General features: G+C 68.5%; 15 protein-coding genes and 4 tRNA genes. 16 read left to right on the top strand and 3 right to left on the bottom strand.

Going from position 1 to position 17,456, the window contains the following annotated elements; all coding sequences use genetic code 11:
* Positions 1–159: 159 nt before the first annotated feature.
* The 13 genes from ASE10_RS16185 to ASE10_RS16125 all read left to right on the top strand — a co-directional run bounded on the left by ASE10_RS16185 (position 160) and on the right by ASE10_RS16125 (position 11,954).
* A complete protein-coding gene (locus tag ASE10_RS16185) occupies positions 160–996 on the top strand; it encodes a methyltransferase domain-containing protein (protein WP_056305715.1) in 837 nt (278 codons plus the stop codon).
* A 177-nt stretch (positions 997–1,173) separates the two neighbouring features.
* Entirely contained in the window at positions 1,174–1,461 is a 288-nt protein-coding gene (locus ASE10_RS16180) for a hypothetical protein (RefSeq protein ID WP_056305713.1), read from the top strand.
* A 145-nt stretch (positions 1,462–1,606) separates the two neighbouring features.
* Positions 1,607–1,692, top strand: a tRNA-Leu gene (locus ASE10_RS16175).
* A 35-nt stretch (positions 1,693–1,727) separates the two neighbouring features.
* A complete protein-coding gene (locus tag ASE10_RS16170; protein ID WP_056305712.1) occupies positions 1,728–2,357 on the top strand; it encodes an alpha-ketoglutarate-dependent dioxygenase AlkB in 630 nt (209 codons plus the stop codon).
* Positions 2,358–2,536: 179 nt separating this feature from the next.
* Positions 2,537–3,835: a trigger factor gene (tig, locus tag ASE10_RS16165; protein WP_056305888.1), complete on the top strand. Its 1,299-nt coding sequence runs from the start codon at positions 2,537–2,539 to the stop codon at positions 3,833–3,835.
* Between the two features lie 169 nt (positions 3,836–4,004).
* Entirely contained in the window at positions 4,005–4,631 is a 627-nt protein-coding gene (gene clpP / locus ASE10_RS16160) for an ATP-dependent Clp endopeptidase proteolytic subunit ClpP (RefSeq protein ID WP_055909587.1), read from the top strand.
* A gap of 189 nt (positions 4,632–4,820) precedes the next feature.
* Entirely contained in the window at positions 4,821–6,113 is a 1,293-nt protein-coding gene (gene clpX, locus ASE10_RS16155; RefSeq protein ID WP_055909590.1) for an ATP-dependent Clp protease ATP-binding subunit ClpX, read from the top strand.
* Positions 6,114–6,350: 237 nt separating this feature from the next.
* A complete protein-coding gene (gene lon / locus ASE10_RS16150) occupies positions 6,351–8,783 on the top strand; it encodes an endopeptidase La (RefSeq protein WP_056103541.1) in 2,433 nt (810 codons plus the stop codon).
* Between the two features lie 222 nt (positions 8,784–9,005).
* Positions 9,006–9,278, top strand: a complete 273-nt coding sequence (locus tag ASE10_RS16145) for an HU family DNA-binding protein (protein WP_055909597.1) — start codon at positions 9,006–9,008, stop codon at positions 9,276–9,278.
* 11 nt (positions 9,279–9,289) lie between these two features.
* Positions 9,290–9,364 (top strand) — tRNA-Val (locus ASE10_RS16140).
* 76 nt (positions 9,365–9,440) lie between these two features.
* A tRNA-Asp gene (locus ASE10_RS16135) sits at positions 9,441–9,517 on the top strand.
* Positions 9,518–9,703: 186 nt separating this feature from the next.
* Positions 9,704–9,780, top strand: a tRNA-Asp gene (locus ASE10_RS16130).
* A 182-nt stretch (positions 9,781–9,962) separates the two neighbouring features.
* Positions 9,963–11,954 carry a peptidyl-prolyl cis-trans isomerase gene (locus ASE10_RS16125; RefSeq protein WP_056305711.1) on the top strand — a complete coding sequence of 664 codons (1,992 nt, stop codon included), beginning with the start codon at positions 9,963–9,965 and terminating at the stop codon, positions 11,952–11,954.
* Between the two features lie 331 nt (positions 11,955–12,285).
* On the opposite strand, the gene ASE10_RS16120 is transcribed toward ASE10_RS16125, so the two are convergent.
* From ASE10_RS16120 to gloB, 3 genes are all read right to left on the bottom strand, one after another.
* Complete coding sequence (locus ASE10_RS16120) at positions 12,286–13,095, bottom strand: enoyl-ACP reductase (protein WP_055909603.1); 810 nt, start codon at positions 13,093–13,095, stop codon at positions 12,286–12,288.
* Between the two features lie 124 nt (positions 13,096–13,219).
* Positions 13,220–14,545, bottom strand: coding sequence for a lytic transglycosylase domain-containing protein (locus tag ASE10_RS16115; protein ID WP_055909607.1), 1,326 nt, complete (start codon positions 14,543–14,545; stop codon positions 13,220–13,222).
* Positions 14,542–15,321: a hydroxyacylglutathione hydrolase gene (gloB, locus tag ASE10_RS16110; RefSeq protein ID WP_055909610.1), complete on the bottom strand. Its 780-nt coding sequence runs from the start codon at positions 15,319–15,321 to the stop codon at positions 14,542–14,544. Before gloB ends, ASE10_RS16115 begins: the two co-directional genes overlap by 4 nt.
* A gap of 129 nt (positions 15,322–15,450) precedes the next feature.
* Here gloB and ASE10_RS16105 point away from each other — a divergent pair, with 129 nt between their 5' ends.
* Genes ASE10_RS16105 through dnaQ form a run of 3 tightly spaced genes read left to right on the top strand, consistent with a single transcriptional unit; the run spans position 15,451 to position 17,388 of the window.
* Positions 15,451–16,152: a methyltransferase domain-containing protein gene (locus ASE10_RS16105; protein ID WP_162250478.1), complete on the top strand. Its 702-nt coding sequence runs from the start codon at positions 15,451–15,453 to the stop codon at positions 16,150–16,152.
* 44 nt (positions 16,153–16,196) lie between these two features.
* Positions 16,197–16,652: a ribonuclease HI gene (gene rnhA, locus ASE10_RS16100; protein ID WP_235565913.1), complete on the top strand. Its 456-nt coding sequence runs from the start codon at positions 16,197–16,199 to the stop codon at positions 16,650–16,652.
* Positions 16,653–16,671: 19 nt separating this feature from the next.
* Positions 16,672–17,388: a DNA polymerase III subunit epsilon gene (dnaQ, locus tag ASE10_RS16095; protein ID WP_055909618.1), complete on the top strand. Its 717-nt coding sequence runs from the start codon at positions 16,672–16,674 to the stop codon at positions 17,386–17,388.
* Positions 17,389–17,456: the final 68 nt, after the last annotated feature.

Raw genomic sequence — 17,456 nt, 5'->3', positions numbered from 1 at the left:
GCCCCGCGATCGGGCCGCGAGGGCGGATGCGGCGCCTGCCTTTGCCGATGCCGTCTCAGGGCCGGCTCGCGCGGCCGCAGCGGGCGTCCATACGCCGATCCGGACATTGCGGCAGCGGCTACCATTCGGCGGTTTCCCGACGCCACGCCGACCGATCCCATGACCGCCCTGAAAGGCCTGCTCGACATACTGGAAGCGGACTCGGCGCTGCTGGAGCCGCTGCGGCTGCGCGAGCGCTCGCAGGCGCTGGATCGCCTGGAGCGGGCGCTGGATTTCGCCGCCTACGATCTGGGGGGCGGGAGCGAGCAGGCCCGCGCGCGGGGGCTGCGCGCCCGGCTGGAGGCCCTGGACCAGGCTTTTTATGACGAGCTGCGCGAGGACATCCGCCGCAGCGGCACGCGGTTGTTGCAGTGGGCCAGGCAAACCGGCGAGGCGGCCACGGGCGAGCATTACGATCACCTCGACGAACTCGTCAGCGGCGTACTGCGCCTGCCAGCGCCCGGCGACGACGTGGGCGCGCTCGGCGAGGAGATGGTGTTCTACCAGCCGACGCCGGCACGGCACGCCTTCGACCTGCTGCGGCGATTGTCGCTGGATGCCGACGACGTGCTGATCGACCTCGGTGCCGGCCTCGGCCATGTGCCGCTGCTGGTCGCCGCCTGCACCGGCGCGCACGCCCACGGCATCGAGATCGAGCCGGCCTACGTCGCCAGTGCGCGCGCCTGCGCCGCCGAACTCGGCCTGGGCCGCGCCAGCTTCGCCTGCACGGATGCGCGCGAGGCCGGCCTGGACGCCGGCAACGTCTATTACCTGTACACGCCGTTCACCGGCGCGATCCTGCGGCAAGTGTTGGATGCGCTGGCGCAGCAGGCGAGAGGGCGCACGATCCGTGTCTGCACCCTGGGCCCATGTACCTCGGTGGTCGCCGCCGAGCCATGGCTCGACGGCGACGCACTGCCGCGCAGCGACCGTATCGCGGTGTTCGTCAGCCGCTGAACGTGTCGCCCGCGCTTAGAACGCGGTATGCATCGTTCCGCCCGGCGAGGGCGATCGCTCCACCGGTTCGGCGCATTTCCCGAATCGGTTAAGCCTGCGCTGGGACGCGGACCGTACTTTGGAGCGTATCCACGGACGAGGAGGTCGCTCATGCGTAACTTGGGATGGGGGCTCGCCTTGGGCCTGGTGCTGGCAGCGCCCGCCTGGGCCAGCGATTCGGTCGCCTTCGGCAACCGCGTCATCGTGCTCGGCGACGGCGTGGGGCAGGTCTATCAGGTTGCCGGCGCGCCGAGCCGGATCAAAAAGATCGAGAACAAGCACGGCGCCGAAGTCGGTGAGCGCTTCGAATATTTCCGCGACGGCAAGACCACGCTGATCACGATCAAGGACGGCAAGGTCGCGGCGATCGACGAAGTGCACGGAACGGCGGCCGGCAATACCGCTACCGTGCAAGCCGCGGACTAGCGGTCGCGGCGGCGGCCGGTCCACAGGCGCGTGTTCGCCCGCGCAGCCGGTTGCGGCCGCGCGCAGGCGCTCGCGCCATCGCCCTTTGCGCGCGCCCGCGTTGCGCGCCTAGAATGCCCGGCCCGCGTTGCGGGGCGGCGCGAACGCGAAAGTGGCGGAATTGGTAGACGCACTGGATTTAGGTTCCAGCGGGTAACCCCCGTGCGGGTTCGAGTCCCGCCTTTCGCACCAGCCCCGGCGCCGGCTACGAGGAGCGCCCAACGCGCATGCAGGACCTGTTCGCCCCGTCCGAGACCTTCGAAACCCTGGCGATGGACGGCGCCGATGTGTCGCGGCTGGCGCATCTGGACCTGGGCCGGCCCGACGCCGAGATCCTGGCCGAGCTGATCGAACAGGTGCCCTGGCGCGCCGAGCGGATCGTGGTGTTCGGGCGCGAGGTCGCGCAGCCGCGCCTGAGCGCGTGGTACGGCGATGCCAATGCCGCCTACACCTACTCCGGCCTGCACCTGCAGCCGCGCCCGTGGACGCCGCTGCTGGCCGACCTGAAGAGACGGGTGGAGCGGGCCAGCGGCGCGGTTTTCAACAGCGTCCTGCTCAATTACTACCGCGACCACCGCGACGGCATGGGTTTCCACAGCGACGACGAGCCCGAACTCGGGCCGCGCCCGACCATCGCCTCGCTCAGCCTGGGCGAGCGGCGGGTGTTCGTGATGAAGCGCAGGGTCGCGCGCGGGGCTGCCCCCAGCGTCACCCCGCCCGTGCGGATTCCGCTGGATTCAGGCTGCCTGCTGCTGATGCGCGGCGACACCCAGCGCCACTGGCTGCACGGCATCGCCAAGCTGTCCCGGCCCTGCGGCCCGAGGCTGAACCTGACCTTCCGCCGGATCCTGCGCTGAGCCCGGAGCGGGGCGGTCGCGCCTGAGCCCGGAATTCGGGACGCCGGCCCGACCGGCTGGCAGCGCGGCCCGTAATCGGCGAAACTAGTAAGTTCCGCTGGAGGGCGCTGGCCCGGCCGGCGGTCGGACAGGTCTTCAACATCGTGCCGCGACGGGCCGTCGCGGTAGCAGGAGTGGATATGCAAGTTTCGGTCGAATCGCTGGGTAATCTGGAACGCCGTCTGACCTTCAGTCTCCCGGCGGATCGCCTCGAGAGCCAGGTCGGCGGTCGCCTGCGCGAAATCGCGCGCGGCGCCAAGATCAAGGGTTTCCGTCCCGGCAAGGTGCCGGCCAAGGTGATCGAGCAGCGTTTCGGCGAGCAGGTCCGCGCCGAAGTGCTCGACGGCCTGCTGCGCGAAGGCTTCAGCAATGCCGTGCGCCAGGAGTCGCTGCAGATCGCGGGCAACCCGATGATCGAGCCGGCGGCCGCCGAGGGCGGTGAGCTGGCCTATGTCGCCACCTTCGAAGTGGTGCCGGACTTCGGCGACATCGACGTCGCCAAGCTCAATGTCGTGCGCCACACCGCGGACGTCGCGGACGCCGACATCGAGGCGATGATCGAGAATCTGCGCCTGCAGCGCCGCACCTGGAACCCGGTCGAGCGCGCGGCCGCCGCCGGCGACGCGGTCGAGATCGAGACCTGGTCGCAGATCGGCGACGAGCGCATTCCCGCCGAAGGCGTCGAGCGCGGCGCGACCGTGATCGGCTCGGGCGCGATGTTCGGCGCCATCGAGGACGCGCTGGTCGGCCTCAAGGCCGGCGACGAGAAGATCGCCGCGATCGACTTCCCGACCGATTGGCGCGTGCCGCAGTTCGCCGGCCGCACCGTCGAAGTGCATCTCAAGGCCACCCAGGTGTCCGAGCCGGTGCTGCCGGACGTCGATGCCGCCTTCATCAAGAGCTTCGGCATCAAGAGCGGCGACGTCGAGCAGTTCCGCTCCGACATCCGCAGCAACCTGGAGCGCGAGCTCAAGGGTGCGCTGATGACCCGTCTGCGCCGCGAAGTAGGCGAGCAGTTGATCGCCGCCTACCAGAGCGTCGAAATGCCGCCGAAGCTGGTCGAAGGCGAGGCCCGCGACATGGCCCGTCAGACCGTCGAGCAGGCGCGCCGCCAGGGCCGCAACATCGAAGCCCCGGCCGACGCCTACCTGACCTTCATGGACAGCGCCCGCAAGCGCGTGTTGGTCGGCCTGCTGGTCGGCGAGATCGCGCGCCGCAACCAGCTGATGCTGGACCCGCGCCGCCTCAACGAGACCCTGAAGCTGATCGCCTCGACCTACGAGGAGCCGCAGCAGGTGATCGAGCTGTACCGCAACGACCCGCAGCTGATGAACAGCCTGCAGGGCCGGGTGATGGAAGAGCAGGTGATCGACTGGATCGCCGAGCGCGCCCAGCACACCGAGCAGCCGTTGTCGTTCAGCGAAGCGATCCGCCAGTAACCGTCGGGGCGACGATCCCGCAGGAAGCGAGCGCGCCAGGCAGGCGTCCCGAACCGCGGGACGCCCTTGCGTAGAGGCCCGACAGGCCCCAAGTTGGGCTTAACCGGGAACCTTCGGTACCGCCGAAGGCTCTGCAAAGCATTCAACGTCAGCCATAGGTGCCGTCGAGATGGACAACCGAATCCAAGCCCTGAACCTCGTTCCGATGGTGGTCGAACAGACCAGCCGCGGCGAGCGTGCGTACGACATCTATTCGCGCCTGCTCAAGGAGCGGGTGATCTTCCTGGTCGGCGGGGTCGACGACCATGTCGCCAACGTCATCGTCGCCCAGATGCTGTTCCTCGAGGCCGAGAACCCCGAGAAGGACATCAGCTTCTACATCAACTCGCCGGGCGGCGTGGTCACCGCGGGCATGGCGATCTACGACACCATGCAGTACATCAAGCCCGACGTGAGCACGATCTGCATCGGCCAGGCCGCCAGCATGGGCGCGCTGCTGCTCGCCGCCGGCGCCAAGGGCAAGCGCTACGCCCTGCCGAACTCGCGGGTCATGATCCACCAGCCGTCCGGCGGCTCGCAGGGTCAGGCCACCGACATCGAAATCCAGGCGCGCGAGATCCTGGCCCTGCGCCAGCGCCTCAACGAAGTCCTGGCCAAGCACACCGGCCAGCCGATCGAGACGATCGCGCGCGACACCGAGCGCGACAACTTCAAGAGCGCCGAAGCGGCACGCGAGTACGGTCTGGTCGACCAGGTGCTCGAGCGCCGGCCGGAAGACTCGATCCAGGCGGCCTGATCCCCAGGCTCCGACACCGGCGCGCAAGCCGTTGATCCGGAACCTGTTTTCGGCGACGAACAGACTCGGCGGCCGGCCCGAAGACGGGCCGGAGCGCTGTGTTATCCTCGGGCCGACAGCGCACTACGTACATCCGGATATGGCCCTTAGCGGCACGTTCCGTGCACACCGCACCACTTGGGCAAAAGCATGAGCGACGATCGACAGGGACGCAGCACCGGCGATAGCAGCAAGATTCTCTATTGCTCGTTCTGCGGCAAGAGCCAGCACGAGGTCCGCAAGCTGATCGCGGGGCCGAGCGTGTTCATCTGCGACGAATGCGTCGAGCTCTGCAACGACATCATCCGCGAGGAACTCGAGGAGAAGGCGCAGTCGGCGCGTAGCCACCTGCCCAAGCCGCGCGAGATCCTGGAAGTGCTGGATCAGTACGTGATCGGCCAGCTGCGCGCCAAGCGCACGCTCGCGGTCGCCGTGTACAACCATTACAAGCGCATCGAGAGCCGTCAGAAGAACGACGACGTCGAGCTCGCCAAGTCCAACATCCTGCTGGTCGGTCCGACCGGTTCGGGCAAGACCCTGTTGGCCGAGACCCTGGCGCGCCTGCTCAATGTGCCGTTCACGATCGCCGATGCGACCACGCTGACCGAAGCCGGTTACGTGGGCGAGGACGTCGAGAACATCATCCAGAAGCTGCTGCAGAAGTGCGACTACGACGTCGAGAAGGCGCAGCAGGGCATCGTCTACATCGACGAGATCGACAAGATCTCGCGCAAGAGCGACAACCCCTCGATCACCCGCGACGTGTCGGGCGAGGGCGTGCAGCAGGCGCTGCTGAAGCTGATCGAAGGCACGGTCGCCAGCGTGCCGCCGCAGGGCGGCCGCAAGCACCCGCAGCAGGAGTTCCTGCAGGTCGATACCCGCAACATCCTGTTCGTGGTCGGCGGCGCGTTCGCCGGTCTGGACAAGATCATCCAGCAGCGCAGCACCGAGGCCGGCGGCATCGGCTTCGGCGCCAAGGTCAAGAGCAGCGAGCGCAAGGTCGAGGTCGGCAAGATCCTGGCCGAGGTCGAGCCCGAGGATCTGATCAAGTTCGGCCTGATCCCCGAGTTCGTCGGCCGCCTGCCGGTGGTCGCGACCCTGGAAGAACTCGACGAGCAGGCCCTGATCACGATCCTGACCGAGCCCAAGAACGCCATCACCAAGCAGTTCAAGAAGCTGTTCGAGATGGAGAACGTCGAGCTCGAGTTCCGTCCGGACGCCCTGGCCGCGATCGCGCGCAAGGCGCTCAAGCGCAAGACCGGCGCGCGCGGACTGCGCACCATCGTCGAGTCGGTGCTGCTGGACACGATGTACGAGCTGCCTTCGCTGGAGAACGTCAGCAAGGTGGTGGTGGACGAGTCGGTGATCGATCACAAGACCGAGCCCTACCTGATCTACCAGACCCCGCCGGCCGCCGCGCCCAAGGTCGCCGCCGCGGACTGAACGCGGCCCCTGGCGACGTTCCCTGTGGACGTCGCATATCAGTCTGTAACCGGCTGATTCCGAAGCGTTTTTACTGCACGGCCCGCGCTGCGAAGCGCGGGCCGCTTGCATCCTATGGCGCAGGCCCCCATAACCGTCCCAAGGGGCTCTCAAGCCCACAATCGCAATCCGGGGCGCCGCCGTCGGCGCCCGGCTTTCCCGTACCGGTTTACCCGTATTCCTCCCCCCGGAGCTGTCATGACCGAACCCACCGAACGCGACGTGCTGGATCTGCCGGTGCTGCCGCTGCGCGACGTCGTCGTGTTCCCGCACATGGTCATCCCGCTGTTCGTCGGCCGCGATAAATCGATTCGCGCCCTCGATCTGGCGATGGAGTCCGACAAGCGCATCCTGCTGGTCGCGCAGAAGTCCGCCGAGACCGACGATCCCGGCGCCGAAGACCTGTACGCGATCGGCACCCTGGCGCATGTGCTGCAACTGCTGAAGCTGCCCGACGGCACCATCAAGGTGCTGGTCGAGGGCGTGTCGCGCGTCGACGTCGATGCCGTGGCCGAGCGCGATGGCGCCCTGGCCGGCCAGGCCCACGTGGTCGAGCCGGTGGTCGATCGCGAAGAACGCGAGGTCGAGGCGATCGCGCGCTCGCTGATGACCCTGTTCGAGCAGTACGTGAAGACCAACCGCAAGCTGCCGCCGGAGCTGATGCAGACCCTGTCGGGCATCGACGAGCCCGGCCGCCTGGCCGACACCATCGCCGCCCACCTGGGCGTGCGCATCGGCGACAAGCAGAAGCTGCTGGAGACGCACGCCATCGGCGCGCGCCTGGAGCAGCTGGTCGGCCTGGTCGACGGCGAAATCGACGTACAGCAGCTGGAGAAGCGCATCCGCGGCCGGGTCAAGTCGCAGATGGAGAAGAGCCAGCGCGAGTACTACCTCAACGAGCAGATGAAGGCGATCCAGAAGGAGCTCGGCGAGATCGACGATGCGCCCAACGACATCGACGAGCTCACCCGCAAGATCGCCGAGGCCGGCATGCCCAAGCCGGTCGAGACCAAGGCCCGCAACGAGCTCAACAAGCTCAAGCAGATGTCGCCGATGTCGGCCGAAGCCGCGGTGGTGCGCAACTACCTGGACTGGCTGCTGGGCGTGCCGTGGAAGAAGCGCAGCAAGGTGCGCAAGGACCTCAAGGCTGCGCAGGACGTGCTCGACGCCGACCATTTCGGCCTGGAGAAGGTCAAGGAACGCATCCTCGAGTACCTCGCGGTGCAGACCCGGGTGAAGAACATGAAGGGCGCGATCCTGTGCCTGGTCGGCCCGCCGGGCGTGGGCAAGACCTCGCTCGGCCAGAGCATCGCCAAGGCCACCAACCGCAAGTTCGTGCGCATGTCGCTGGGCGGCGTGCGCGACGAGGCCGAGATCCGCGGCCATCGCCGCACCTACGTCGGTTCGATGCCGGGCCGGATCGTGCAGAACCTCAACAAGATCGGCACCAAGAACCCGCTGTTCGTGCTCGACGAAATCGACAAGATGTCGATGGACTTCCGCGGCGATCCGTCCTCCGCGCTGCTGGAGGTGCTGGATCCCGAGCAGAACAACTCGTTCAACGACCACTACCTCGAGGTCGATCTGGACCTGAGCGAAGTGATGTTCGTCGCCACCTCCAACTCGCTGAACATCCCCGGTCCGCTGCTGGACCGCATGGAAGTGATCCGGATCCCGGGTTACACCGAGGAGGAGAAGCTCAACATCGCGATGCGCTACCTGCTGCCCAAGCAGATCAAGGCCAACGGCCTGAAGGCCGATGAAATCAAGATCGCCGAATCGGCGGTGCGCGACATCGTGCGCTACTACACGCGCGAGTCCGGCGTGCGCAACCTCGAGCGCGAGATTTCCAAGATCTGCCGCAAGGTGGTCAAGGAAATCGCCTTGGCCGGTCCCAAGGCCAAGAAGAGCAAGGACGGCGCGCTCAGCGTCAGCTCGAAGAATCTCGACAAGTACCTGGGTGTGCGTCGCTTCGATTTCGGCCGCGCCGAAGAGCAGAACGAAGTCGGCCTGGTCACCGGCCTGGCCTGGACCGAAGTCGGCGGCGACCTGTTGCAGGTCGAAGCCACGCTGGTGCCGGGCAAGGGCCAGCTGCTGCTGACCGGCCAGCTCGGCGACGTGATGAAGGAGTCGGCGTCGGCCGCGCTGTCGGTGGTGCGTTCGCGCGCCGAGCGCCTCGGCATCGACGTCGATTTCCTGCAGAAGCACGACGTGCATCTGCACGTGCCGGAAGGCGCCACGCCCAAGGACGGCCCCAGCGCCGGCATCGGCATGGCCACCGCGCTGGTGTCGATGCTGACCAAGAATCCGGTCAAGGCCGATGTCGCCATGACCGGCGAGATCACCCTGCGCGGCCGCGTGCTGCCGATCGGCGGACTCAAGGAGAAACTGCTGGCTGCGCTGCGCGGCGGTATCCGCACCGTGATCATTCCGGACGAGAACAAGAAGGACCTCGCCGACCTGCCCAAGAGCGTGACCCAGGGCTTGAAGATCCTGCCGGCGCGCTGGATCGACGAGGTGCTGGACATCGCGCTCGAGCGTCCGGTGACGCCCACGCCGGTGTCCGGTCCGGACGAAGTTCCGGTACGCGATGGCGGCCAAGCATCGACCCAGCCGGACGTCAAGCATTGACGGATTCCGTTGGTCGGAAAGCGAACGAATAGGCTGGAAGGCCCGTCGTTATTAGCTTTCAGGCTTGCACCCCCAAAATGCCGCTGGTATAACGACCGCAACCGCGCGAAAGCTGCCACGAGACGCAGTAGCGCGCGGCAAACTCGATCGGCGTGGTAACGCTCGCGCAGCGGCCACGCCGATTCTCAGAACACGCGGTAACACCGCACAGGGAGTCAAAGAATGAACAAGGGTGAATTCATCAGCGCCGTCGCCGATGCTGCCGAGCTGTCCAAGACCGATGCAGCCAACGCTGTCGACGCCGTGATCGGCGTGATCACCAAGGCGCTGAAGAAGGGCGATACCGTTACGCTCGTGGGCTTCGGTACGTTCCAGGTCCGCAAGCGCGCCGCGCGCCAGGGCCGCAACCCGAAGACCGGCGACACCATCAAGATCAAGGCCTCGAAGAACCCCGCGTTCAAGGCTGGCAAGGCGCTGAAGGATGCTGTAAACTAAGCGACTCGCTCGGGTGCTTAGCTCAGCGGTAGAGCGTCTCCTTTACACGGAGAGGGTCGGGGGTTCGAAACCCTCAGCACCCACCAGATTCACAGGCCCTACTGCTTAGCCGCCCTCCGGAAACGGTAGCGCCGCAAGGCAACGAGCCAAGTTTCAAAGTGCGGAGTGGTAGTTCAGTCGGTTAGAATGCTGGCCTGTCACGCCGGAGGTCGCGGGTTCGAGTCCCGTCCACTCCGCCAGTTTCGCCAAAAGCGCCGGAAACGGCGCTTTTGTTTTAAGTGAGGGCCTTCGATTTTGTTGCGCGGCAACAGATGCGCAACCATAAGTCGGACGCGCCAGTTTTAGCGATAAGGTTTCTAGCGATAAGGTTTCTAGCGATAAGGTTTCTAGCGGTAAAGTTTCCAGCGGTACAATTTCAAAAACGCGGAGTGGTAGTTCAGTCGGTTAGAATGCTGGCCTGTCACGCCGGAGGTCGCGGGTTCGAGTCCCGTCCACTCCGCCAGTTTTGCCGAAGGCGCCGGAAACGGCGCCTTCTTTTTTTCCGGCGCCCGCCGCCCGGATTCTGCCGACGCCGTCCCGATTCAGGGCCCGGCCGGGACCGCCCGCCGGCCCCGCCGCGGCCGGCCCGCGCGCCCGGCCCCAAGCGCGCTAAACTGTCCGGCTTACGACCCACGCGACCCGGATATGCTGCAGAAACTTCGCGACAAGACTTCCGGCTGGATCGCCACCGCGATCCTCGGCCTGCTGATCATTCCCTTCGCCTTCGTCGGCATCGAGCAGTACATGGGCCAGCGCACCGATACCTCGGTCGCGCATATCGATGTGCCGCCGTCGTACTGGCCGTCGGCGCCGGCATGGTGGCCGGTGTCGATGCTGTGGCAGCACGAGAAGATCGAGTCCACCGACTTCCGCACCGCTTTCGAGCAGGAGCGCCAGCGCCGCCGTGCGGCCGAAGGCGAGGCCTTCGACGCGCGCGATTTCGAGACCAAGGAAAACAAGCTCGCGATCCTCGACATGCTGATCGATCGGCGCGTGCAGGAACTGGCGGCCAAGGGCGAAGGCCTGGCGGTCAGCGACGCGCTGGTGAAGAAGACCATCGCCGAAGTGCCGGCGTTCCAGGTCGACGGCAAGTTCAACCTCGACCGTTATCGCCTGGCCCTGGCCTCGCAGGTGCCGGCGCAGACGCCGAAACAGTTCCAGGAAACCGTGCGCCAGTCGCTGCAGCAGTCGCTGCTGGCCGGCGGCCTGGTCGAAAGCGAATTCGTGACCAGCTCCGAGATGGATCGCTTGATCCGCCTGATGGGCGAGACCCGCGACGTCGGCCTGGTGATGCTGCCGCAGCCGGCGCCCGATACCGGCGCGGTCAGCGCGGCCGAACTGCAGTCCTGGTTCCAGGCGCACACCGCGGACTATCGCGCGCCGGAGAGCGTGACCCTGGAATACGTGGAAGTGAACGCGGCCAGCGTGCCGGCGCCGCCGGCGGCCGACGAGGCCACGCTGCGCAAGCGCTACGAACAGGAAAAGAGCCGTTTCGTCGCCCAGGAACAGCGCCTGGCTTCGCACATCCTGGTGCGCGTGGCCGAGGGCGCAGATGCCGCAGCGCAGAAGGCCGCCGAAACCAAGGCCGCGCAGCTGGCCGCGCAGGCCAAGGCGCCGGGCGCGGACTTCGCCGCGCTGGCGCGCGCTAACACCGACGACACCGGCTCCAAGGCCGGCGGCGGCGATCTGGGCTGGGTGAGCAAGGGCATGATGGTGGCGCCGTTCGAGCAGGCGCTGTTCGCCGCTCCGCAGGGCGCGATCGTCGGCCCGGTCAAGACCGACTTCGGCTGGCACGTGATCCAGGTGCGCGAGGTCAAGGCCGGCCAGCAGCAAACCTTCGAGCAGGCGCGCGAAGCGCTGGCGCGCGAGCAGGCCGATGCCGACCGCGAGCGCGTGGTCAGCGATTTCACCGGCCGCCTGGTCGACCTGGTCTACAAGAACCCGTCGTCGCTGGGCCCGGCCGCGCGCGAGATGAACCTGCCGGTGCAGAAGCTCGGCCCGATCACCCGCCAAGGCGCGCGCAACGGTGCTCAGGGCCTGGCCGCGAATCCGGCGCTGCTGCGTGCGGCGTTCTCCGACACCCTGATCCAGGACGGCACGGTCAGCGATCCGATCGAGCTCGCCCCGGGCCAGAGCGTGCTGATCCGCGTCACCGCGCACACCCCGGAGCGCTCGCTGCCGCTGGCGCAGGTGCGCGATCAGGTGATCGCCGCGGTCCGCGCCGACCGCGCGACCAAGGCCGCCGCCAAGGAAGCCGACGCACTGCTGGCACGCCTGCGCGCCGGCGAAACCCTGGAAGCGGTGGCGACGTCCAAGCAGCTGCCGGCGCCGCACACGATTCCGAACCTGCCGCGCGGCGCGCCGATTCCGGACCCCAGCGTCAGCGAGGCCGTGTTCGCGGTCGCGCCGCCCGCGGCCGGCAAGGTCACCCCGGGCCGGGCGATGCTGCCCGATGGCCGCGCGGTGCTGTTCGCGGTCAGCAAGGTCACCCCGGGCGATCTGGCCCAGGTCCCGCCGCCGCAGCGCCAGCAGATGCAGACGCAGCTGGCGCAGATCAGCGGCGCCGACGACATCAAGGCCCTGGTGGCGGCACAGCGCAAGCGCATGAAGGTGACGGTGGTCGATCAGAATCTCTGATCGGTACTCGCGTTATCGCAGACGAAAAGCCCGGCAACCGCCGGGCTTTTTGTTTGTTGCGCTGGCTTGAGGTTTCCTTCTCCCGCTTGCGGGAGAAGGTGCCCGAAGGGCGGATGAGGGCAGCGATTGAGGTTGGAGTTACGCGCCCGCGGCGGCCCTCACCCCAACCCCTCTCAGCCTTGCACACCCTTCGGGCGCCGCAAGCGGGAGAGGGGCTCAAGGCATGGATCTTAATTTTCTTGCCTCGGAAGAAGCGGGAGCGCCCAAAGAAAAAGCCCGGCATCGCGCCGGGCTTTTTCCTCATGCATCCGCGCCGAAGCGCGGCGCGATATCACTCGCCGTCGCCAATCCCAGTCATACCCAGGATGTTGTACCCCGAGTCGACATAGGTGACTTCGCCGGTCACGCCCGCGGCCAGGTCCGAGCACAGGAACGCGGCGACGTTGCCGACCTGTTCGATCGTGACGGTGCGGCGCATCGGCGCGTTCTCCTCGACGTGGCCGAGGATCTTGCGGAAACCGGCGATACCGGCCGCGGCCAGGGTCTTGATCGGGCCGGCCGAAATCGCATTGACGCGGGTGCCTTCCGGGCCGAGGTTGTAGGCCAGGTAGCGCACGGTCGCTTCCAGGCTGGCCTTGGCCACACCCATGACGTTGTAGCCGGCCAGGGCGCGTTCGGCGCCGAGGTAGCTCAGGGTCAGGATCGAACCGTTGCGGCCCTGCATCTGCGGACGCGCGGCCTTGGCCATCGCGGCCAGCGAGTAGGCCGAGATGTCGTGGGCGATGGCGAAGTTCTCGCGGGTCAGGCCGTCGAGGAACTGGCCGGCGATGGCTTCGCGCGGCGCGTAGGCGATGGCGTGGACGAGGATGTCGAAGCCGTCCCAATGCTTGCCCAGCTCCTCGAAGCAGGCGGCGATCTGCTCGTCGCTGGTGACGTCGAGCGGAATCACGATGTCGTTGGCCTGACCTTCCTGGCGGTACTCGGCGGCGGCTTTCTCGACGCGCGACTTGAGCTTTTCGGTCTGGTAGGTGAACGCCAGTTGCGCGCCTTCGCGGTGCATGGCCTCGGCGATGCCGCTGGCGATCGAGCGCTCGCTGGCGATGCCGGTGATCAGTGCGCGCTTGCCTTGCAGGAAACCCATGTGCACTCCCTAAAACTTGGTGGACGCGGCCGTCGCCGGACGCTTACGGAACCGCCCGACCGATGCGCGGTCGAGCAAAGGCTCTAGTGTACCCGCGCCATGGCGACGGACGGTCCGGTACGGTTCACGGCGCTGCGCCGCCCGGCCCGGTGTCGATCAGCAGCGCCTGGCCGGGCTTGAGCACCGCTTCGGCGCCCAGGCCGTTGCGTTGCAGCAGGTCGGAGACGCGGATGCCGTAGCGCTTGGCGATGGTCCAGGCATTGTCGCCGCGAGCGACGGTGTGGCGCCGCGGTTCAGTGGGGGATGCGGCGATGGCGTTGCCGGCGGCGGCGGGCGGGTTCGCGGCAGGCAGGTTGGTAGCGGGGAGGTTCGTGGCGGATAAATCCACGGCGGCCGCCGAAGCGACGCTGGTCGTGCGCGCATCGCCTTCGTCGATCGCGCCGACCGCGACCGCGGGCACCGCCAGCAGCGGCGCGCGCTTGCCGCCGGCCTGGCCGATGCGGCCGCCGGCGAACACCGGGTTGAAGCGCTGCAGCTGGGCCGGGTCCTGACCGCTGCGGCGCGCCCAGGCGGCGATGTCGGCGACGTCGTCGGGCACGGTCACCGCCTGCAGTCGCGGCACCGGGCGATCGAGCGCGCGCAGCCATTCCTCGCGGTCGTCGGCCTGCTCCATCAGGCACGACAGCGCATGCAGCTTGCGCACGTAGGCCTGGGTGATGTCGGACAGGCCGACCAGTTGCTCGGGCTTGGCGTCGCGCGCGGTCTGGCCGCTGCGCTTGAGCGCGCCCAGGATGCGGTATTCGCCGGCGTTGTAGGCCATCACCGCCAGCCGCCAGTCGCCGGCGAACATGCCGTGCAGGGTCTTGAGATAACGCACCGCGGCCTGGGTCGAATCGACCGGCGACAAGCGGCCGTCGTAGCCGTCGCGGATCGGTACGCGGTGGTTGCGCGCGGTGATCGCGATCATCTGCCACAGCCCGGCCGGGCCGGCGGCGCTGCGCGCGCCGGGCTTGTAGCCGCTCTCGACGAAGGGGATCAGCGCGTATTCGGTCGGCAGATGGGCCTCGCGCAAGGCATCGACCACGTAGCCGAACAGCGGCAGGGTGTCGTCGTTGCTGGCGGCCAGACGCTTGGGCGCGGTGGCGAAGTGCTGGCGCCAGCGCGTGCTGACGCCGGCTTCGCAGGTCGGGTCGGCCAGGCCTTCGCGGAAGCGCTGGTAGATCTCGCGGCCGTTGCGGGTCGGGCCGACGATCGCGGCCTGTGCGGGCGCGGCCTGTACGGACGCGGCTTCTGCGGGTGCGGCTTGTCCGGACGCGGCTTTCGCGGGCGTGGCCGCGGCGCTGGCGGTCTGGGTCGGCGCGGGCGCGTCCTGGGCGAGGGCCGGTGCGGTCAGCGCGACCGACAAGGCCAGCGCAGCGCCCAGGCGACGCACGCACGGGGCCCGGCTCATGCCTGGAACCCGTCTTTCCAGCGCCGCAGTTCGGCGAAGGCTTCGACGTCGTCCTCGGGTTCGCGACCTAGGCGCCGGGTCAGCGCCGCGCGCACTTCGGGCTGGGCCACGCGCAGGAAGGGATTGGCCGCGACTTCGTCGGCCAGGATGCTGGGCAGGGTCGGACGTCCGGCGTTGCGCATGGCCTGGGCTTCCTCGATGCGGCGCAGCAGCGCCGGGTTGGACGGTTCCACCGCACGCGCGAAGGCGGCGTTGGACAAGGTGTATTCGTGACCGCAGCAGACCCGGGTGTCGCCGGGCAGGGCGGCCAGGCGCGATAGCGAGCCGTGCATCTGCGCGGGCGTACCCTCGAACAGGCGGCCGCAGCCCAGGCTGAACAAGGTGTCGCCGCTGAACAGCAGGCCGTGCCCGCCCACGTCTTCCAGGTGATAGGCGATGTGGCTGAGGGTGTGGCCCGGCACCGCCAGCACGCGCGCGCTCCAGCCGCCCACGTGCAGGCGCACGCCGTCGCCGACGCGCGCGGTGGCGGCGCCGATGCGGTCGTCGTCGGGGGCGAACACCGGGATCCCAGGCCAGTGGGCGAGGATCGTCTCGACGCCGCCGATATGGTCGTGGTGGTGGTGGGTCAGCAGGATCCCGGTCGGGCGCAGGCCGTGTCCGGCGGCGCCCAGCACCGGTGCGGCGTCGCCCGGGTCGACGATCAGCGCGGATTCGTCGTCGGCCGACAGGGCCCAGATGTAGTTGTCGTTGAGGGCGGGCAGGGCCAGCAATCGCATTCGTTAGAGCTCCTGGGCGGCCGGTGCGCCGTACTCCCGTCGCATGCGGGGCATGCTGAACGGGGACCGCGCCGCCGGGCCTGCGAAGGGACCGCGCTTTCAACGGGATGTTCCGACAGAATGGCGACCATGCCCGCCCTGTCCACCGGCCGTCAACCCGATTCCGCCCTCGCCTGGTTCGGCGGGGTCGCCGGCCAGGGCCTGCTCGACGTCGAGTCCGCCGCGATGGCGCGGGTGGTGGCCGGCTGCCAGGCCATGCCCTGGGCCTGGATCGGCGTCGATGCGACCTCGCCGCCGGGCGGCCCGGACGCGCGCGGCGTGCGCCTGCGCCGGCAGGGGCTGCGTTTCAACGGCGCGTTCCGCAGCGCGCTGCCGCTGCCGCTGGCCAGCGAGGCGCTGGGCGCGGTGCTGCTGCAGCACGTGCTCGACGACGGCATCGACCCGCTGCCGTTGCTGGAGGAGTGCGCACGCGTGCTCGCGCCGGGCGGCACCCTGTGGCTGGCCGCGCTCAACCCCTGGAGCCCGTACCGCGCGCGCTGGGCGCGCTCGGGCCTGCACGCCCACGACACCGGCAACTGGCAGTCGATGCTGCGCGGCGCCGGCTTCGCCAGCGAATCAGTCAGCCTGCAATGGCTGGGCCCGGTGTGGCGGCCGGCGCACGGCGCGGTCGGCATCGGCGCGGTCGATCGCCTGCGCGCGGGCATCGCCCTGACCGTGTCCAAGCGCGTGCCCGCGCTGATCCCGCCTGCGCGCCTGCGCAACCTGCGCTGGCAGGCCGGCGGCGCATTGGCCGCGCCGGGTGCGCGCCGTTCGGCGTCGCAGCGGCGATAATGCGCGGCCCTCTTACAGGACCGCAGGCTTTGCACGATCACGCATTGGCGACCGACACCAAAACCGTCGACATCCACACCGACGGCGCCTGCCTCGGCAACCCCGGGCCCGGCGGCTGGGCCGCGCTGTTGCGCTACAAGGGCCGCGAGCGCGAACTGTCCGGCGGCGAGCCGGACACCACCAACAACCGCATGGAGCTGATGGGCGCGATCATGGCGCTGGAAGCGCTGAGCGAGCCGTGCGTGGCGACCCTGCACACCGACTCGCAGTACGTGCGCAAGGGCATCACCGAGTGGATGGGCAACTGGGTGCGGCGCGGCTGGAAGACCGCCGGCGGCGATCCGGTCAAGAACCGCGACCTGTGGGAGCGCCTGCACCAGGCCAACCTGCGCCACAAGGTCGAATGGAAGTGGGTCAAGGGCCATTCCGGCGATCCCGACAACGAGCGCGTCGACGTGCTGGCGCGCACCCAGGCCCAGCGCTACCGCGGCGCCCGCTGAGTTCGGCGACAATCGACCCATGCGCCAAGTCATCCTCGATACCGAAACCACCGGCCTGAGCTGGGAACGCGGCAACCGCGTGGTCGAAATCGGCTGCGTCGAATTCGTCGAACGCCGCCCGACCGGCCGCACCTTCCACACCTACCTCAACCCGCAGCGCGAGTTCGAGCCCGGCGCGCAGGAAGTGACCGGCCTGACCTTGGAGTTCCTCGCCGACAAGCCCAAGTTCGAGGCCATCGTCGACGAGTTCCTGGCCTTCATCGACGGCGCCGAGCTGGTGATCCACAACGCCGCCTTCGACGTCGGCTTCCTCGACAACGAACTGGCCCTGGCCGGGCCCCAGTACGGCAAGCTCACCGACCGCGCCACCGTCGAGGACTCGCTGCTGCTCGCGCGCCAGCGTTTCCCGGGCCAGCGCAATTCGCTGGACGCGCTGTGCCGGCGCCTGGGCGTGGACAACGCCCATCGTCAGCTGCACGGCGCCCTGCTCGACGCCCAGTTGCTGGCCGAGGTCTACATCGGTCTGACCTCGGGCCAGAGCGACCTGGGCTTCGGCCAGGCCGAGGAGGGCGGGCCGCAGGCCGTGGCCGCGTTCGAGATCGACGCCAGCGCGCCGCGGCCGCGGGTCCAGGTCAGCGCCGAGGAATGGGCCGCGCACGAGGCGCGCCTGGAAAAGCTGCGCAAGAAGGCCGGCAAGTGCGTGTGGGACCAGATGGAAGCGCCGGCGGTCGCGTAGGGAGCGGGGTGCGGTGACAACCGCGCCGTCGCCATGCGCCGAATGCCGCGACGATGCGGTTCGCCTTC

This window comes from Lysobacter sp. Root76 (assembly GCF_001428685.1).
GTDB lineage: Bacteria > Pseudomonadota > Gammaproteobacteria > Xanthomonadales > Xanthomonadaceae > Lysobacter.
This window is presented reverse-complemented; position numbering and strand designations above follow the sequence as displayed.